At 65.9% G+C, this 17,665-nt stretch carries 19 protein-coding genes; 11 read left to right on the forward strand and 8 right to left on the reverse strand.

Translation table 11 applies throughout. The annotated features are described in order from the left end of the window. Positions 1 to 146: 146 nt before the first annotated feature. The 3 genes from HTUR_RS03740 (at position 147) to HTUR_RS03750 (ending at position 3,520) form a co-directional block, all read left to right on the forward strand. The gene (locus tag HTUR_RS03740) at positions 147 to 959 is read left to right on the forward strand and encodes a TrmB family transcriptional regulator (protein ID WP_012941967.1); all 813 of its coding nucleotides are present in this window, start codon (positions 147 to 149) and stop codon (positions 957 to 959) included. Between the two features lie 61 nt (positions 960 to 1,020). After that, positions 1,021 to 2,322 carry a hypothetical protein gene (locus HTUR_RS03745; protein ID WP_012941968.1) on the forward strand — a complete coding sequence of 434 codons (1,302 nt, stop codon included), beginning with the start codon at positions 1,021 to 1,023 and terminating at the stop codon, positions 2,320 to 2,322. A 73-nt stretch (positions 2,323 to 2,395) separates the two neighbouring features. Further along, positions 2,396 to 3,520: a CPBP family intramembrane glutamic endopeptidase gene (locus tag HTUR_RS03750; RefSeq protein ID WP_012941969.1), complete on the forward strand. Its 1,125-nt coding sequence runs from the start codon at positions 2,396 to 2,398 to the stop codon at positions 3,518 to 3,520. A gap of 30 nt (positions 3,521 to 3,550) precedes the next feature. On the opposite strand, the gene HTUR_RS03755 is transcribed toward HTUR_RS03750, so the two are convergent. After that, the gene (locus HTUR_RS03755; protein WP_008896138.1) at positions 3,551 to 4,009 is read right to left on the reverse strand and encodes an NOB1 family endonuclease; all 459 of its coding nucleotides are present in this window, start codon (positions 4,007 to 4,009) and stop codon (positions 3,551 to 3,553) included. A 4-nt stretch (positions 4,010 to 4,013) separates the two neighbouring features. Next, positions 4,014 to 4,259, reverse strand: coding sequence for a PRC-barrel domain-containing protein (locus HTUR_RS03760; protein WP_012941970.1), 246 nt, complete (start codon positions 4,257 to 4,259; stop codon positions 4,014 to 4,016). Between the two features lie 222 nt (positions 4,260 to 4,481). Here HTUR_RS03760 and infB point away from each other — a divergent pair, with 222 nt between their 5' ends. Together infB and HTUR_RS03770 are read left to right on the forward strand one after the other, a co-directional pair. After that, positions 4,482 to 6,281 carry a translation initiation factor IF-2 gene (gene infB / locus HTUR_RS03765; RefSeq protein ID WP_012941971.1) on the forward strand — a complete coding sequence of 600 codons (1,800 nt, stop codon included), beginning with the start codon at positions 4,482 to 4,484 and terminating at the stop codon, positions 6,279 to 6,281. A 78-nt stretch (positions 6,282 to 6,359) separates the two neighbouring features. Then, positions 6,360 to 6,563, forward strand: a complete 204-nt coding sequence (locus HTUR_RS03770) for a hypothetical protein (protein WP_049941590.1) — start codon at positions 6,360 to 6,362, stop codon at positions 6,561 to 6,563. Between the two features lie 9 nt (positions 6,564 to 6,572). Here HTUR_RS03770 and HTUR_RS03775 read toward each other — a convergent pair whose 3' ends face one another. Both HTUR_RS03775 and HTUR_RS03780 read right to left on the reverse strand, forming a co-directional pair. Further along, a complete protein-coding gene (locus tag HTUR_RS03775) occupies positions 6,573 to 6,947 on the reverse strand; it encodes a cyclophilin-like family protein (RefSeq protein WP_012941972.1) in 375 nt (124 codons plus the stop codon). 26 nt (positions 6,948 to 6,973) lie between these two features. Further along, complete coding sequence (locus HTUR_RS03780) at positions 6,974 to 7,858, reverse strand: PH domain-containing protein (protein WP_012941973.1); 885 nt, start codon at positions 7,856 to 7,858, stop codon at positions 6,974 to 6,976. Between the two features lie 241 nt (positions 7,859 to 8,099). Between HTUR_RS03780 and HTUR_RS03785 the strand changes: the two genes are divergently transcribed. The 4 genes from HTUR_RS03785 to HTUR_RS03800 all read left to right on the forward strand — a co-directional run bounded on the left by HTUR_RS03785 (position 8,100) and on the right by HTUR_RS03800 (position 11,593). Next, positions 8,100 to 8,525 (forward strand): hypothetical protein, encoded by a 426-nt coding sequence (locus tag HTUR_RS03785; RefSeq protein ID WP_012941974.1) that lies wholly within the window; start codon positions 8,100 to 8,102, stop codon positions 8,523 to 8,525. 139 nt (positions 8,526 to 8,664) lie between these two features. Continuing rightward, a complete protein-coding gene (locus HTUR_RS03790) occupies positions 8,665 to 10,353 on the forward strand; it encodes a glutamine hydrolyzing CTP synthase (protein WP_012941975.1) in 1,689 nt (562 codons plus the stop codon). Further along, positions 10,353 to 11,270, forward strand: a complete 918-nt coding sequence (guaA, locus tag HTUR_RS03795) for a glutamine-hydrolyzing GMP synthase (RefSeq protein WP_008896146.1) — start codon at positions 10,353 to 10,355, stop codon at positions 11,268 to 11,270. The genes HTUR_RS03790 and guaA overlap by 1 nt, the downstream gene beginning before the upstream one ends. Further along, positions 11,267 to 11,593 (forward strand): DUF7126 family protein, encoded by a 327-nt coding sequence (locus tag HTUR_RS03800; RefSeq protein WP_012941976.1) that lies wholly within the window; start codon positions 11,267 to 11,269, stop codon positions 11,591 to 11,593. The genes guaA and HTUR_RS03800 overlap by 4 nt, the downstream gene beginning before the upstream one ends. 504 nt (positions 11,594 to 12,097) lie before the next feature. Here HTUR_RS03800 and HTUR_RS03805 read toward each other — a convergent pair. Together HTUR_RS03805 and HTUR_RS03810 are read right to left on the reverse strand one after the other, a co-directional pair. Further along, a complete protein-coding gene (locus HTUR_RS03805; RefSeq protein WP_012941977.1) occupies positions 12,098 to 12,886 on the reverse strand; it encodes a 5-formyltetrahydrofolate cyclo-ligase in 789 nt (262 codons plus the stop codon). 1 nt (position 12,887) lies between these two features. Then, positions 12,888 to 13,628 carry a MogA/MoaB family molybdenum cofactor biosynthesis protein gene (locus HTUR_RS03810; protein WP_012941978.1) on the reverse strand — a complete coding sequence of 247 codons (741 nt, stop codon included), beginning with the start codon at positions 13,626 to 13,628 and terminating at the stop codon, positions 12,888 to 12,890. 159 nt (positions 13,629 to 13,787) lie between these two features. Here HTUR_RS03810 and HTUR_RS03815 point away from each other — a divergent pair, with 159 nt between their 5' ends. Together HTUR_RS03815 and HTUR_RS03820 are read left to right on the forward strand one after the other, a co-directional pair. After that, positions 13,788 to 14,813: a zinc-binding dehydrogenase gene (locus HTUR_RS03815; protein ID WP_012941979.1), complete on the forward strand. Its 1,026-nt coding sequence runs from the start codon at positions 13,788 to 13,790 to the stop codon at positions 14,811 to 14,813. Positions 14,814 to 15,016: 203 nt separating this feature from the next. After that, positions 15,017 to 15,322 carry a hypothetical protein gene (locus HTUR_RS03820; protein WP_012941980.1) on the forward strand — a complete coding sequence of 102 codons (306 nt, stop codon included), beginning with the start codon at positions 15,017 to 15,019 and terminating at the stop codon, positions 15,320 to 15,322. Positions 15,323 to 15,442: 120 nt separating this feature from the next. On the opposite strand, the gene HTUR_RS03825 is transcribed toward HTUR_RS03820, so the two are convergent. Beyond that, positions 15,443 to 16,702, reverse strand: coding sequence for a M24 family metallopeptidase (locus HTUR_RS03825; protein WP_012941981.1), 1,260 nt, complete (start codon positions 16,700 to 16,702; stop codon positions 15,443 to 15,445). A gap of 515 nt (positions 16,703 to 17,217) precedes the next feature. After that, complete coding sequence (locus HTUR_RS03830; RefSeq protein WP_012941982.1) at positions 17,218 to 17,541, reverse strand: DUF7853 family protein; 324 nt, start codon at positions 17,539 to 17,541, stop codon at positions 17,218 to 17,220. Positions 17,542 to 17,665 lie beyond the last annotated feature (124 nt).

Raw genomic sequence — 17,665 nt, forward strand, 5'->3', positions numbered from 1 at the left:
TCAAGTAGTTTGTGTGATAATCTGGGTGAATTGTATATTCTACCTGTTCCCCCAGTGAAAATAGGGGCGCAGTCCACGAACGCGAATTCTTTTCCATCCACGCATCCTAGTCCGCGTGTTCGGTTATCCGAATTCGTGGTTGGGCCATGACACAGGACGAAACAACGGTAGAGGCGATTAGTCTGTTGCAGGACCTCGGCCTGCAGGAGTACGAGGCACGCTGCTTTATGGCGTTGAACAAACTCCCCAACGGAACCGCAAAGGAGATCCACGAGATCTCCGACGTTCCGCGGACGCGGGTGTACGACGCGATCCGGGTCCTCGAGTCTCAGGGGCTGGTCGAAGTCCAGCACTCGAGTCCCCAGCGGTATCGCTCCGTGGAGATCACCGAGGCGACGCGGATTCTGCGTGAGAGGTACAACGATCGGATCGACACGCTCGAGCGGTATCTCGAACAGACGGACGTGGAGGAGGCTGGAGACGACGATCACCTCCAGGAGATCTGGTCGCTGAGCGGCCACGAGGCGATCGAGTCGCGGACGCTCGAACTGATCGGGAACGCGGAGTCGGAGATCGCGCTGCTCGTCGTCGACGACGACGTCCTCTCCGAGGCGCTGTTCGACGGCGTCCAGCAGGCGATTCAGCGGGACCTCACCGTCGTTATCGGCGGCCAGACGCCGGCGACGACGACGACGCTGAAGACGCGACTCCCCGAGACGAGCGTGTTCGAAACCGAAATGGAGTGGCTCACCGGGAGCGAACTGGACGCCGAGGTCGCGATCAGCCGAATCCTGCTCGTCGATCAGGAGACGCTCCTGATCGGCACCTACTACCCCGCCGCCGGCGGCGAGGCGAAGGAGCAGGCCGTCTTCGCCAAGGGGCTCCAGAACGGCGTCGTGGTACTCCTGCGCCGACTCGTGACCGCCGGCCTGTCCGCGATCAAAGACCCCGGGAAGTGAGTCCCGACGACGGTCGGTCGCTGACGGAACGCCTTTACCGCAGGCGGTCGCCGTCTCTCGTATGAACGTCGACATCGGTAACGCGCTCGCGTCAGTCGCGTCACCGGGCGCCTCGAGGGACTCCCTCGAGCGCCTGGACGAACAGGTCGCGGACGCCCACGAGCGCATCGTCGCGGGAATGGAAAATGCAGAGCACGGCTACGAGGCGCTGAACCTCCCGGAGCGGACCGATCCCGACGAGATCCGGGCGGCGGTCGAACCGGTCGCCGACAGCGAGGCGCTGATCACCGTCGGCATCGGCGGCAGCGCACTCGGCGCGGCGACGATCACGGACGCGCTCGCTTCGGAGAGCGACACCGAAGCCGTCTACCTCGACAACGTCGACCCCGCTTGGGTGTCGAACCACCTCGAGCGACTGCCCCTCGAGGAGACGGCGATCAACGTGGTCTCGCGGTCGGGAACGACGGCGGAGACGCTGGCGAACTTCCTCGTCGTCCGCGACGCCTTCGAGGCCGCGGGCGTCGACTGGACCGAACGCACGATCGTGACGACCGGCGAGTCCGGCCCGCTCCGGAACCTCGCGGACCGTCACGACCTGCCGTCGCTGAAGGTCCCCGACGGCGTCCCCGGCCGCTTCTCGGCGCTGTCGGCGGTCGGTATGGTCGCGGCGGCCGTCTGCGGCCACGATCTCGAGGCGCTGCTTGCCGGCGCCGCCGCCGAGCGCGAGAGCCTGACCGGCTCGCTGTTCGACTGCCCGGCCTACGCCTACGGGGCGACGGCCTACGCGCTCGACCAGCGCGGCGCGGGCATTAACGCCATGGTCCCCTACGCGGAGTCGCTGGAGACCTTCGCCGAGTGGTTCGCCCAGCTGTGGGCCGAGAGCCTCGGCAAGGACGATCTGGGCCAGACGCCGGCGCGGGCGCTCGGCGTGACCGACCAGCACTCCCAGTTGCAGCTCTACCGGGCCGGCCAGCGAGACAAACTCGTCACCTTCGTCTCGCCGGGCGAGACCGACGACCGACCGATCCCCGACACCGACGTCGACGAACTGGCGTACCTCGGCGATTCGACGCTCGGCGAACTGCTCGAGGCGGAGTTCGAGGCCACGGAGGCCAGCCTCGCTGCGGCCGGCCGGCCGAACGTCCGGCTTGAACTCGAGACCGTCGACGAGTACGAACTCGGCGGCCTCCTCTACGGGATGGAGGCCGCCTGCGTCCTCGCTGGCGAACTGTACGGCGTCAACACGTTCGAGCAGCCGGCCGTCGAGTGGGCCAAGAAGGCCACCCGCGGCCTGCTCGGTGGCGGAGACTTCGAGGAGGCCGACGCCGTCGCCGAGAAGACCGAGCTTCGAATCGGGCGATAGGCCGGATCCGGTCCCGGACCCGGCCCCAGCCCCATTGCGGTGCGCCTATGGGTTCGCGCTCGAAGACTCACGTATGAGCGATCTCACCCGGACCGCCGACGGCGACGGTGACGCCGGCTCGGCCGCGTCCGACGTCGTCCCGACCGTCGGAACCGTCCTCTCGGCCGTCGTTCTCGTCGCGCTCTTGTTGCCGGTCCGCCGCGGCGTCGACGCCCCCGCGGTCTGGCTCGCGGCGGTCGGCGCCCTCGTCGCCACGGCCGCCTTCGTCGGTCGCCGCCACGGCCTGCTCGAGCGACGCGTCGCCGGGCCGGTCGCCGCCGGCGGGAGCCTCCTCGTCGTCGCCCTGTCGGGATACGCGATCACCCGGGGCGTCCTGGGATCGGTCGTCGTCCCCGGCCTCGAGGGGTCGGTCTCGCTGCTGTTCGTCGCGTTGGTCGCCGCGATCGGTGCGGTCGGTATCGCCGTCGCCGATCGCGGCGGCGTCTCGGGTCCGGGATTGTACCGCCGGCTCGCACGGACGGTCGAGATGTGCATACTCGCCGTCGTCGGCCTGTTCAGCCTGTCGATCGCGACAGTGTTCCTCTCGCTGCCGGTGACCACCCTCGTCGGCGAACCCACGCCGCTCCAGCAGTCGTTGGTCGAGTACCCCGCCTACGCGCTCGGCCTCGGCGGGGTCGCGGCGGGCTACCTGGCCTACCGCGGTCACGATCGGTCGTTCATCGACCTCGAGCGACCGACGCTCCGGACGGTCGGCTGGATCGTCCTCGGACTCGTCTTGCTGTTCGGCGTGAACATCGGCATCTCGCAGGTCATGACGGCGCTGGGCATCGACGCCTCGGACCACACCACGACCCAGCGGCTGGCCGAGAACCCCGAACTGGCGATGGTCGCCGTCCCGTCGATGCTCCTGTTCGTCGGACCGTTCGAGGAGCTGTTCTACCGAAACGTGATCCAGAAGAGCCTCTACGAGCAGTTCTCCCGGGCCGGCGCCGTCCTCGTCGGGAGCCTCGTCTTCATGATCGTCCACTTGTTCGCCTACGCGACCGCGGGACCGGGTGCGATGCTCGCGAGCCTCGCGCTGGTGTTCGCGCTCGGGCTGATCCTCGGGACGATCTACGAACGGACGGACAACCTGCTGGTGCCCGCGCTGGTCCACGGCTGTTATAACGCGTTGCTGTTCGTCGAATATCTCGTGTGAGAAAGCCGGGTGCCGACGGCGATTGCCCAATTACGACGGGTTCTTCCGGGCCAGTTCCGAGCCACAGATCGGACAGCGGTCCTTCTGTTCGTCGAACTCGCGACCGCAGCCCTGACACTGGTAGCGCCAGTGGCGCTGTTCGTCGATGCCCTCGCGGGCGATCACTTCCACGTCGACGTTCAGCTTCTCCGCGACGTTTTGCATCGCGTAGTCGTCGGTGACGAGCGTTCCGTCGAGTTCGAAACTCGCCGCGACGAGGCGAACGTCGGTGTCGGAGAGGACGTCGAGATCGCCCGATTCGCGGGCCGCGCGCTGGACTTTCTCGGTGGTGTCGTCGTTGGGAATGTGGATGTGCATCCCCGAGCCCTCCATCGCGTCGTAGCGATAGGCGCTCTCGTCTTCGAGTTCTTCGCGGACGAGGGGGATGGTCGCAGTCTGTTCTGTCGTGTGAAAGTCGTGGATAAACGCCGAGGAGTCGAGAACGTACATACCGTTAGCGCTGGACGACGATGTAGTCTTTGACCGCCTGAACGCGGTTGACGGGGACGAGGAATCGGCCCGCGTCGTCGACGTCGAAGTCGACCGTTCGCGGGGAGATTTCGTTATCGGGATCGATAACGAGATCGTGGAGTTTACCGGATTTGAGGTCCATGGTGATGTTGTAGAGCAATCCGAGCTCGGTGCCGTCGGAACCCATGACGGACTTCCCCGAGAGATTTTCAGCGAGTATATCGCTCATGCGTACCCGTACTTACTAATCGGTATTAAAGTCCACGGGGTCGACAGCGAGCCGCCGTTTCCGCCCTCGTTGTACCGCTCGAGGGCCGTCCGGTCGCGTCGATTCAGACGAACTCAGTTTCGCGTCGAGCGACCAGCCAGACCGGCGATCGAGCGCGGATGACGATGGGTTTAACTACCGCTCTACCGACCCCTTAGATAAGACCTTCTCGGGTGGTTCACCATGTCGAATACGGATACGCACGACCCCACATCTCTCAGAACGCCGATCGTCGCCGTCCTCGGACACGTCGATCACGGCAAGACCAGTCTCCTCGACAAGATACGCGGCTCCGCGGTGATCGAGGGCGAAGCGGGCGCCATCACTCAGCACATCGGCGCGACGGCCGTCCCGCTGGACATCATCTCCACGATCGCGGGCGACCTCGTCGACCCCGACGACTTCGACCTGCCCGGCCTGCTCTTTATCGACACGCCGGGTCACCACTCCTTTACGACGCTTCGCTCGCGGGGCGGCGCGCTCGCTGACATCGCGATCCTCGTCGTCGACGTCAACGACGGCTTCCAGCCCCAGACGCTGGAGGCGCTGGACATCCTCAAACGCTCCCAGACGCCTTTCATCGTCGCGGCGAACAAGATCGACACCGTCCCCGGCTGGTCGGTCAACGAGGACACGCCGATCAACGACACCTACGAGTCCCAGTCCGACCGCGTCCGCCAGCGACTCGACGAGAAACTCTACGAGATCATCGGGAACCTGAGCGACGAAGGGTTCTCCGCCGACCTCTACTGGCGGGTTCAGAACTTCCAGCGCAACGTCGGCGTCGTCCCCGTCTCGGCGATGACCGGCGAAGGCGTGCCGGACCTGCTGACCGTGATGATGGGCCTCTCCCAGCGGTACATGAAAGAGGAGATGGAGATCGACGTCTCCGGCCCCGGCGTCGGCACCGTCCTCGAGGTCAAAGAGGAGAAAGGGTTCGGGAAGACGGTCGACATCGTCCTCTACGACGGCACGATCAGGGAGGACGACACGATCGTCGTCGGCGGACAGAACGATCCGATCGTCACCGAGGTCCGCGCGCTGCTCCAGCCCCGCCCGCTCGCGGAGATTCGAACCGAGAGCCGCTTCGAGAACGTCGACGAGGTCGGCGCCGCGGCCGGGATCAAGGTCGCCGCGCCCGAACTCGGTGACGCGATGGCCGGCGCACCGGTCCGAGTGGTCCGCGACCGGGACCTCGAGGACGTCATCGAGGAAGTCCAGGCCGAACTCGCCTCGATCGCGGTCGACACCGCCGAAGAGGGCGTCGTCGTCAAGGCCGACACGCTGGGGAGCCTCGAGGCGATGGCCGACGCGTTAGACGAGGCGGAGGTGCCGATCGTCCGCGCGGAGGTCGGCGACGTCGCGCCGCGCGACATCTCGGTCGCGTCGACGGCCGAGGACCCGAAACAGCAGGTCATCCTCGGGTTCAACGTCGACGTCCTCTCCGACGCCGAACACCGCGCCGAGACCGACGACGTGACGATCTTCACCGACGAGGTCATCTACCAGCTCGTCGAGGAGTACGACGAGTACGTCGAGGGGATCGAACAGGCCCAGCAGGACACAATTCTCGAGAACATCTCGCGGCCCGCTCGATTCCGCATCCTGCCGGACCACACGTTCCGCCAGAACGACCCCGCGGTCGTCGGCGTCGAGGTCAACTCCGGCACCGTCCAGAACAACGCCACCGTCGTGAAGTTCGAGGGCAACGAGCCCGAACGCGTCGGCCAGATCAAGGGCATCCAGGAACAGGGTGAGGACGTTGACGAGGCCCGGGCCGGTAACCGCGTCTCCGTCGCCATCGACGGCCCGACCGTCGGCCGCCAGATCGAGGAAGACGACGAGCTCTGGATCCAGATCCCCGAGAAACACGCGAAGATCTTAGAGCAGGAGCTGGCCGACGAGATCCCCGCCGACGAACTCGAGGCGCTGAACATGTACCTCGACAAGCAGCGCAGCCGGGATCCGTTCTGGGGCAAGTAGCGCCGGCGCGAACGTCCCCGTCGGAACCGACGATCGACCGGCCGCTATCCTTATCGTGACAGGTTACGTATAACTCTCATGAACCGTCTCGTCTGGCTACTCGCCACGTCGTACGTCGCGCTCGGGACCGCGCTCTTCTACGGGCTCGCGATCGACTCGACGACGGTGTTTCTCGGCGCCGCCGCGTTGCTCGCGCTGCTGGGCGTTCCCCAGTGGCTGCTCCTCTCGAGGACCGGCGGCCGAACGCGGACGCCGGAGCGGGCGCCGCGGAATCGCACCTGACGCCGAAGCTCACTCCGCGCGCTCGAGTCGCAGCCGCGCTCCGCCCTCGAGATCGGCCAGCGCGTCGCAGTCCTCGACTCGAGCGACGACGGTAACGGGCGCGGCGGCGCGCGGTTCGCCGTTCTGGCTGGCGGGTGTCTCGCCCCAGAACAGACACAGCTTCCCGCCGGCCGGCCAGTACGCGATCGCGCCCTCGGGAACGACCTCGCGGGCGTTTTCGGGCGGAACGTCGAGCGCGACGTCGAAATACAACTCGTCGCCCCAGCGGACGGCGTCGCCGCCGACCGGCAGGGCCGTCTCGAGCGCCGCCCTCGTCTCGGGGGCGTCGTCGGTCCAGTCGGCCGCCAGCGTTCGGTCGCCGACGGTAACGGTGAGGTCGGTCATGCAAGGGGGCACGGACGGACGGCCCTTCAATCCGCGCGGTCCGTTCGCCCGCGGGCGCGATGGATTCCCTCGAGGGTCGCCTCGGGGTCGTCGATCGCCGCGCGATCACAGCGCAGGTCGAGCCACCGGCGCTCGAAGACGAGTTCGTCGTCGGTCAGCCGCACGTCCGCGACGTCGTCCCACGGAACGAACGTGCTCGAGACGGATCGCTCGACGACGAGCCCGGCCTCGTGGGCGCGGATCGTCGGGGGTGTCCCCTGTTCGTTCTGCTCGAAATCGAGCCATTCGCCGCCGATGCCGTACCACTGGAGGAGAAATATGAACCCGTAGAGGACCATGAATGGACCGACGCTCAGTCCCCACGCGATCGTGCTGTAGAGGCCGCCGCCGATCGTGATCACCAGACAGGCACCGAACACGATCCCGCCGGACGTGAGGCCGGTCCGTCGCCACGTCCAGACCGCGGCGGGCTCGTCCGCCGTGATCGCGTCGATGTACCGGTTGCGGGCCATCCGATCGACGCCGTACGCCGCGACGCCGGTTAGGAGCGTCACGACGAGCGTCAGGACGACGAACCGGCCGGTCGCTTCGATCGGCGCGACGAGCGGGAGCGCCAGCGTCGCCGCGAACGCGATCGGCGGCGCGTAGCAGGCCAGTCGTCGCCAGCGGCTCCGGCCGATCCGCTCGGGCAGGCCGCGGGCCCGTCTCGTGAGGATGTGGCCGGCGATCGCGACCGCCGTCACCGTCGACGGCAGGATGCCGAGCAACGTCGCAGTGGTGACGCCGGCCAGGAGCCCCGCAGTCGCCGCGACGCCGGCCGCGACGAGGCCGACGTAGAACCCGAATCCGGCCTGAAAGCCGGTGTCCGGCTCGTCGAACTCGAGGGCTGTTCGTCGTTCGTGAGACGCCACTATATCTCGGTGTACGAACGCACAGTATAAAATAAATGTGGAAGTGAGAGGTAGCCGACACCTCCGTTCGACGATCGACGGTCCGAGACGTACAATCGGGTACTGGACGGCGTAATCGCTATCAGTACGGTCGAGACGGGGATCACGCGACGGTTTCGACCGGCGGCCCCACCGCGGCACTCATGAATTGGTTGAGCCTTCCACTAGAAGCATTAACTGGCTACTGCTGGTGGCCAGTAGTATGCTCGTTCATCTCCGGCAGTACAAGCACGAGGAGGTCCAGTTCGACGATAACAGAACGACGGGCGAGTCCCAGACCGAAGACACGGTCAACCCTGACGCGGAGGACTACTTCGGCAAAGACATGGACGAGTTCGATGTCGAGACGTGGGACACGGTCGAGTACGAGGGCGACCCGATCGAGCGTCGCTCCGTCACGATCGAGGGGGTCACCGCCGTCTCCGTCCCGCAAGAACCGACCGACGAGGACGATCCGGACCTTCCCGGGCGGACGCTCCAGTTGCGCATGGGCGGCGGCATCGAGTTCATGGAGCAGGCCGAAATCGTCGAAGTACAGGACATGGAGGTCACGGAGTCGGAGGCCGAGGGGAAGGTGTCCAAGGAGGACGATCCACAGGGGAAGGCACCCATGGACGAGGAGCCCTAGTCGCCGATAGCCCCCTTCTTTCGGTCACGGAGTAGAGCGGAACAGCCGCGATCGAATCTATCAGCGTTAGGGATGACAACGCCTATCGGAGACGGTGCGGTCCCGAAATCGTTTTCAACCGGTCGCGCGCACACTCGGTATGCCGACGGAATCGGACACTCATTATGACCCCTCACTGGGGAACAAGTTCATCTTCGTCACCGGCGGCGTCATGTCGGGACTCGGCAAGGGGATTACGGCCGCGAGCACCGGCCGTCTCCTCAAAAACGCCGGGTTCGACGTCACCGCGGTGAAGATCGATCCGTACCTGAACGTCGACGCGGGGACGATGAATCCCTACCAGCACGGGGAGGTGTATGTCTTGGAGGACGGCGGCGAGGTCGACCTCGATCTGGGGAACTACGAGCGGTTCCTCGACATTGACATGACCTCGGACCACAACATCACCACGGGGAAGACCTACCAGCACGTCATCGAGCAGGAGCGTGCGGGCGACTACCTGGGCAAGACGGTCCAGATCATCCCTCACATCACCGACGACATCAAGCGTCGCATCCGCGAGGCCGCGGAGGGCACCGACGTCTGTATCATCGAAGTCGGCGGTACCGTGGGGGACATCGAGGGGATGCCCTACCTCGAGGCCTTACGCCAGTTCGCCCACGAGGAACCCGAGGAGAACGTCCTCTTTACCCACGTCACGCTCGTCCCGTACTCGAAGAACGGCGAGCAGAAGACCAAGCCCACCCAGCACTCGGTCAAGGAGGTTCGCTCGATCGGTCTCCAGCCCGACATCATCGTCGGCCGCTGCGAGGACCGACTCGACCCCGAGACCAAGGAGAAGATCGCGCTGTTCTGTGACATTCCCACGGAAGCGGTCTTCTCGAACCCCGACGTCGAGGACGTTTACCACGTCCCGCTGATGGTCGAAGAGGAAGGGCTCGACCAGTACGTCTTAGAGCACTTCGGGCTGGCCGACGAGGCCCTCCCCGAGGGCGAACGCGCCAACCAGTGGCGCGAGATCGTCACGACCGAGAAGGAGGGGACGGTCGACGTCGCCCTCGTGGGGAAATACGATCTCGAGGACGCCTACATGTCGATCCACGAGTCGCTGAAACACGCCGGCTTCGAGGTCGGCGTCGACGTCGACGTTCACTGGGTCCCGGCTGATGAACTGGCCGACGGCCACGAGGGCCAACTCGAGGGAATGGACGGCGTCATCGTCCCCGGTGGCTTCGGAATGCGCGGCTCCGAGGGCAAGATCGAGGCCGTCCGCTACGCCCGCGAGAACGACGTGCCCTTCTTGGGGCTCTGTCTGGGCTTCCAGATGGCCGTCGTCGAATACGCCCGGAACGTGCTGGGCCTCGAGGGCGCCCACTCGGCGGAGATGGTCGAGGACACGCCCCATCCCGTCATCGACATCCTGCCGGAACAGTACGAGGTCGAGGACATGGGCGGCACGATGCGACTCGGCGAGCACACGACCGTCATCGAACCCGAGACGCTCGCCTACGACCTCTACGGCGACACCTCGTGTTCGGAGCGACATCGCCACCGCTACGAGGTCAACCCCGAGTACTTCGACGCCTTCGAGGGCGAACCGCTCGTCTTCTCCGGCACCGCGGGCAACCGGATGGAGATCCTCGAACTCGAGACCCACCCCTACTTCGTCGGGACGCAGTTCCACCCCGAGTACACGTCCCGCCCCGGCCAGCCGAGCCCGCCGTTCCTGGGACTGGTCGAGGCCGTCCTCGAGCGGTCCGAGGCCGACGACGCTGAGACCGCAGACGCGGATGCCGACACCGACGCGGAAACGGAGGTAACCCACTGATGGTAGATACCGACACGTTCGTTCCAGAAGCAGTTGCAGAGATCGGCGACGAAATCGGCGACGAAAACGCCGTCATCGCGCTCTCAGGCGGGGTCGATTCATCGGTCGCCGCCGCCCTAGCCTACGAGGCCATCGGCGACCGACTGACCCCGGTCTACGTCGATACCGGCCTGATGCGCAAGGGCGAGACCGACCAGATCCGCGAGACCTTCGACTACATGGAGTCGCTGCGGATCGTCGACGCCAAGGATCGGTTCCTCGAGGCCCTCGCGGGCGTCACCGACCCCGAGGAGAAGCGCGAGATCATCGGCGAACAGTTCATCCGCGAGTTCGAGCGCGAGGCGAAGGACGCCGACGCGGACTACCTCGTTCAGGGGACGATCTACCCCGACCGCATCGAGAGCGAGGGCGGAATCAAGTCCCACCACAACGTCGGTGGCCTGCCGGAGGTCGTAGACTTCGAGGGGATCGTCGAACCCGTCCGCGACCTCTACAAGGACGAGGTCCGCGAGGTCGCGCGCCACCTCGGCCTGGACGAAATCGTCGCCGAACGGATGCCGTTCCCCGGCCCCGGACTCGCCGTCCGCGTCATCGGCGAGGTCACCGAGGAGAAACTCGAGGTCGCCCGCCACGCGTGTCACGTCGTCGAGGAGGAACTCGAGGAGTACGAGCCCTGGCAAGCGCTCGCAGCCGTTATCGGCAAGGCGACGGGCGTAAAAGGAGACAACCGCGTTCACGGCTGGGTCGTCTCCGTTCGCTCGGTCGAGTCCCGCGACGGGATGACCGCCCGCGCACAGGAGATCGACTGGGATACTCTCCAGCGCATCCAGTCGCGAATCACCGGCCAGAACGACAACGTCGCCCGCGTCGTCTATGACGTGACCCACAAACCGCCAGCGACCATCGAGTACGAATGAGCATGGACGTAATCGTCGCCGGTCCCGACGAGGACGACATCGCCGCCGCGCTCGAGGCGGAGGGCGCCACCGTCGCCCGCCTCAACGGCGTCATCTCGCGGCCCGCCCTCGAGGAGGCCGGCATCGTCGACGCCGATCTGTACGTCCTGACCGACATCGGACAGGCGACGACGATTCCGATCGTCTGCGACCTCTCCGAGGACGTTCGGACGGTCGCCTACGCCCGCGATACGATCCCGGAGTTCGTCAAGGGCCAACTCGATCTCGCCGTCGACCCGCAGCTGATGGACGCCGGGATCGTCGCCGACGAACTGACCAGCTAGTCGCCGACGCGTTTTCCTCTTGCTCGGACCGGCCCGGATCGTCGCCGATCGCGTCGCCTTCGGATCGACGTCCTCCCGACGTTCACGAATAACTGTACGTTGAAGCGGGGTGTGACGATATAAACCGTCACACGGCCGAAATCGGCCGCGTAAACTGGGATTGAAATCGACGGAATCCGGGATAACCGTCGAATACCATCGCCCCCGTTGAAGTGGGTTCCGCGGCTATCGATAGTTGGAGGTCGACGGGCAGACCCCACCGAGGCATCCACCGCCTGCACCCGTGACTTCCACCCCACCCACAGCACCCTTCCCCCACCACTGCCACACCGTACCGATTCCCGGTACCGACGCAGGCCTTGCACCCGCCTGCGTCCCCACACCCTGCGGTTGGCACTCGAGGCGCCGGGGTGTTTCCGGCCCTCGGGATGGTTCTCAGTACTTCTGATTCAACAGTAGCTGTACGATCGCACCGACGGCTCCGAACCGATCCAGCCAACCGACTTACGACGACTGTAACCGCTGGAGGACCGGAATCTCCTCGAGGCGCTCCTCCTCGAGCAGGTCCCAGTCGATTCCGGACGGCTGCGCGCGGCTTTCGGGACGGATCGTCCGCTCGGGCGTGACGACGAGATCCATCGCGACGTCGTGGTCCCCGATCGCGACGGGGTCGTCGATGAGCTGCCGCTCGTGGATCGTCGTCGCGACCGTCGTCGACTCGTCGACGAGGCCGAGCCCGCGCAGGATCGCGTACTCGAGGTCGCTGTAGCCTTCCCCCTTGCCGATCCGACCCCCGTTTTCGGGCTCGCGGCTACCGCCGCTCACTGTTTCCGTGGATCGTGGATCCACGCTCACTGCCACGCTTCCCGAGACGATCAGATCGATCTCCTCGACCGCATCGGGGCCGACCTGCTCGCCGTGTTCCGAGGAGCCCGAAACCGTCGTCGCCGCGTCGTAGTCGGAGAGTTCGTCGGGATCGAGTTTCAGGAAGCACTTTTCGTCGGCGAGTCGCGGAACGGCCATGTAGACGGTCTTCCCCGCGCGCAACGCCGCCCGGCGGACGGGCAACTGGGGCGCGTCGGGGTTGGCCTTGATCGTCGTCGCGTCGCGCCACTCCGGCTTGTCGGCCAGTCGCTCGGCGGCGTCGTCCGCGCCCGCGAAGTTCGGGATCCGGCCGTGGGGCGGGAAGGGGAACCGCGCCTCGCCGCTCTCCTCGAGGTCGTCCCAGACGCGCTGGCGGATCGTCTCCTTGTCGACGCCGTCGGCGTCGGCAGTGGTGTCGAAACCGTCCATCTCACTCGCCTCCGTCGTCGGGCTCGGACGCGCGGTCCACGGTCGTTTCGCCTTCGTCCGATTTCTCTCCCTCTCCCTCGCGGTCGCGTTCGTCCCCGGTCGCTTCGCCCTCCTCGAGTGCGGCCTCGTCGACGGCCCACCTGTCCTGGGCGATGTCCTCCCGGGCGAGGCTGACGAGATTGTGGACTTCCGGCAGAATGAGTTCCTCGAGCCCCAGTCGCGCCGCGTCCTCGTTCCCGGGGAGACAGAACACCGGGGTTCCGTCGGAGACGCCGGCGATCGTCCGCGCCGCGACGACGCGAGTGCCCACCGCCTCGTAGGACAGCGTGGTGTACAGGTCCTCGAAGGCGCTCAGTCGCTTCTCGAGGAGCGGCTCGACGGCCTCGATGGTGACGTCGCTCGGCTCGATGCTGGTCGCCCCGCCGGTGACGATGACGTCGACGTCGTCGCGGTCGAGCAGCCGGGAGACGGTCGACTGGATGCGGTCGTGGTCGGCCCCGATGTGCTCCCGGGTGGCGACCTCGTGGTCGGCCTTCTTCAGCCCCGATACGATCGCCTCGCCGGCGCCGTCGGACTCGAGCGACCGGTCCGCCGCGATCGTGACGACGCCGACGCCGAGCGATCGACCGTCGATGTCGTTCCCCTCGTCGGGCGGCTGCTCGTCCGTGTCGCGTTCCTCGTCCGGCGCCGGTTCCTCGGTGGCAGCCCGCTGCCGATCCTCACTCGAGTCCGTCTCGGTCATACCCCGTCGTTCGAGAGCCGACGGGTAAAACGCTGTCACCCGCCGTCGTCCGTGGCCGTCCCGCGGTCGCTTCCGGGGAGTGGCTGCGAGGCGAGGATCGCCGGCGACAGAGTGCTGGTAGCCCAACTGTTATGGCCGGAGTCTCCGTCATACGCGAGTATGCAAGCAGTCAAGATCACCGAACACGGCGACACGGACGTCATCGAGTACGGGGAGTATCCGGATCCGGAGGTCGGCCGCGACGAAGTGCTGGTCGACATCAAGGCGGCCGCGCTCAACCACCTGGACATCTGGACGCGGCGGGGGATGCCGGGAATCGACCTCGAGATGCCCCACGTACCGGGCAGCGACGCCGCCGGCGTCGTCGAGGAGGTCGGCGCGGACGTCACTCGCTTCGAGGCGGGCGATCACGTCGCGGTCTCGGCCGGGGTCGGCGACCTGCGGATGGACGATCCAACGCTCGATCCCCGATTCCACATTATCGGCGAGCACGTCCAGGGCGTCCACTCCGAGTACGCTGCCCTTCCCGAGGACAACCTGATTCCGGTTCCCGAGGATGTCGACTGGGAAGTCGCCGGCTCGAGCTGTCTGGTCTTCCAGACCGCCTGGCGGATGCTCATCGAGCGCGCCGACCTCGAGGCCGGCGAAAAGGTGCTCGTGCTGGGCGCCAGCGGCGGGGTCGGCCACGCCGCGCTTCAGATCGCCGACTACGCGGGCGCGGAGGTCTACGCGACCGGCAGTACGGAGGAGAAGCTCGACTACGCCCGCGAGCACGGCGCCGACCACGTCTGTAACTACGAGGACGAGGACTTCGCCGACTGGGTCCTGGAGGAGACCGGCGGCCGCGGCGTCGACGTCGTCGTCGAACACGTCGGCGCGCCCACCTGGCGGGACTCGCTGAAGAGTCTCACCAAGGGCGGTCGGCTGGTCACCTGCGGCGGCACCGGCGGCGGGAATCCCGAGACCGACATCCCGCGGATCTTCTGGAATCAGCTCGAGATCATCGGCTCGACGATGGCGACGCCCGATCAGGTCGACGACGTGATGGAACTCGTCTGGGACGGCACCTTCGAGCCCGCGATCCGCGAGGAACTGCCGATGAGCGAGACGCCCCGCGCCCACGAGATCATCGAGAACCGCGAAGGGTTCGGCAAGGTCGTCGTCCGCCCCGACAGCGAACTCTGAGAACGGGACCGCGTCGACTATTCAGAGTCGGCTCGGCGCTGCCGAGACGACGCCGTTACTGTTCGGATTCATCGGACTCGAGCCACGTCTCGACTCCGTCCGCTTCGGCGGGCGACTCGAGACTCACACCGAACCGATTCGGTCGCACGCGAAATCCGTCCGGGACCGTGAGAGCTTTCACCACCGCCTCGCAACCCTCGCGTGTGACCTCGAGCGACGACGGCGGCTACGTCCACGATCCGTCCGCGTTCGACGAGGACGGAGAGCGGACGGCCGTCGCGGACGACGATTCGACCGCCGACCCGGCCCATCCCGAGTCGGTCGACCGGGAGTTCGACTGGCGCGGCTGGACCGTCGTCGGGATGATCGTCCTCACCTTCATCGTCGCGCCCGCGGCGATCACCTTCTGGCCGCCCGACGTCGGCTACCGCTTCGCGCTGCTGAGTCTGCCGCTGTTTCCCGCGGTACTGCTGGCCCTCGCCGCCGTCTGGGGCACGACGCGGCCCTGACGGACGCCGCCGAGCGGGGCAGTGTGCCGACTCTGAAAAAACGGTAGCTACGGCCTCGTGGCTGTTTTCCGGTAGGATCTGTCCTGTCCCTTCATCAGCGGGAAGTGACGGATCTGGCGACTACGAGTTCTTATACAGGACGTCGGGCCGAGTGACGGTAGCGTCGTCCACATACGACGCCGCGTCGAGAGTCGGCCACTCACCAGTCGTCGTGAGCGGTTCGATTGCGCCGTCCGTCACCAAGACCGTCCCTTCGCTCTTTGCCCCTTTCACGGTCGGATTCCATGCGTACGCCATCGGTGCTGTGACGCTCGTCTGCAGACCCGGCGTCGCGACCCACTCTCTGCTCGCGTACCCGGCCGCGCCGCCCTGGTGGTGTTCCTGCCACTCGGTCGGAAGGCCCGCTTCCCCGTACCCAGCCTGAATCGCCCGGAAGACGTCGCCGGCCGTTCTGTCCGACTGCGCGGCCGCCTGTGTCGAGACCAGCGCGGTAGCGTCGATGCGCGTCGCGATTCGATGTCGTTTTTCGAGCCACTCCGGCGGGTCGAAGGCGACCGTGCGCGTACAACTGGCGTACTCCCCGAGTCGTCGGCCGACGACGGAGACGACGACGTACTCACCGAGTTCGATGTCCCGTGGAACGGGATGACGGTACTTCCGTGCCCGCTCTCCGCCTGCCACGAGTACGACCGGATGGTCGATACCGTATTGATCGAGCGCACATTCCAGTGCGTTTGCGACCTGTTGCTCGGTATCGTCCGACTCGGTGTTTCGACAGACTCCTTCAACCGCGGCGGCCGTTTCGGCGCTCAGCGTTCGGTATCGTTCGATATCGCCGGCTGTGAGCGGCTGCCGGAGCGGGCTCGCGGTTAGCGACTCGAGCCCGGGCACGTCGAAGTCCGCGGCTGCGGGCGTCGGCGAGTGTTCTGCAACAGCGTCGCCGAGCGAATTAGCGTACCACGGGAACGTCTCGATCGTCACGTCGGGGAGTGCCGGCGTCAGGTGGCAGTCATCCGAACCGCCGCCTTCGAACCGCTCTTCCCGGACGAGCGCGCGTTCGTCGTTGTCGACGACGATAGTGAGATCAGACCCATCGTAGCCGACGGCGGCGACGCCGGTGGACGAACTCCGGTCGATGATGTTGCTTCGACCGGTGAGCCACGCGTAAGAGTCCGAATCAGCGAGCCAGACGGCCTCGAGCCCGTTCTCGTCGAGATACGCGTCCAGTCGATCGAACTTTTCCTGACGGGACTGGGTAACGTTCGAGGCGCCATCGCTCCGTGCGCCCACTGCACTACTCAGTGCGGGAATCGACGCAGCACCGCTGGCCATCTTGAGATATGTTCGCCTATCGATGTCGAGTGTCTCTTGCAGTGTCATCTAATACCACACTCCAGATCGCTGTATTTTACCATAATACAAAGGAATAGTGGAAAAATATTTACTATTGCGCGGTTGATTCTCACAGGAGTGTACAAGACAAGGGAGGGCGGCCACGGGAGCGAAGTGGTACCGAGCGACTGTTGCCGTCTGTCGATGTCCGAGTCGTCGCCCGCCGCGACGCCGTGGATGCCGTCTGCCGGGTTCTCGACGCCGTGGCCCAGCAGGAATCGCGGCTGGTCCAGACCTACCTATTGGCCGCCTCTAAGGGATCTGCTGGCTGCGCTGCGTCGGTCGTTCGCTCTGGCCCCATCCAGATACAGGTTCGCTTCCGCTGTTCCCCGCTACTGCTTGCCCGTTCGGCTGTCTAGGGAACCATCTTTCCCTGATCGGACGGCGATCCGTGCTCGCGGCACCCGCCGCGGACTCTCGTCTCAGTTTTCTCTGAGTCCGCAAAACACGTTCGCGGTCGTCTGATTGTGTTTCGTCGCCTCGAGCCGGCCGCTCGGGACGGACTACGCCGTCCCGGTGGACTCGAGGTGGGCCTCGAGTCGGTCGGCGACGTCCGATCCGTGGACGCGGTCCTGATCCGGAATGTCCTCGCGCTCGAGATAGTCACCCATCACGTCGGCGAGTCGTCGCGTCTGGAGTCCAGTGAGTACCTCCGTGTTGTCTCCAGACTCGACGGCCTCGAGCAGTTCGATCGCCCACGCCGGCGGGGTCTCGTCTGCATCGATCGCGTCGTCGATATAGCCCGCGAGGATGGCGTGAACGACCCATTGCTCGTCTCTGGAGAGCGTGACCTCGTGCGTCTCGGCTTCCGGTGGTTGGGAACTCATTACGTCACACGGACCGTTTTCATCGGTCCTCGGGCGAGGCTACGAACTACCGTATAATAAGCCTTGTTACCGAATCACATATCTCCGTCTCGTGTCGCGATTCGAGCCGACGGAGCCCGCGGTG

This window comes from Haloterrigena turkmenica DSM 5511 (assembly GCF_000025325.1).
Taxonomy (GTDB): Archaea; Halobacteriota; Halobacteria; order Halobacteriales; family Natrialbaceae; genus Haloterrigena; species Haloterrigena turkmenica.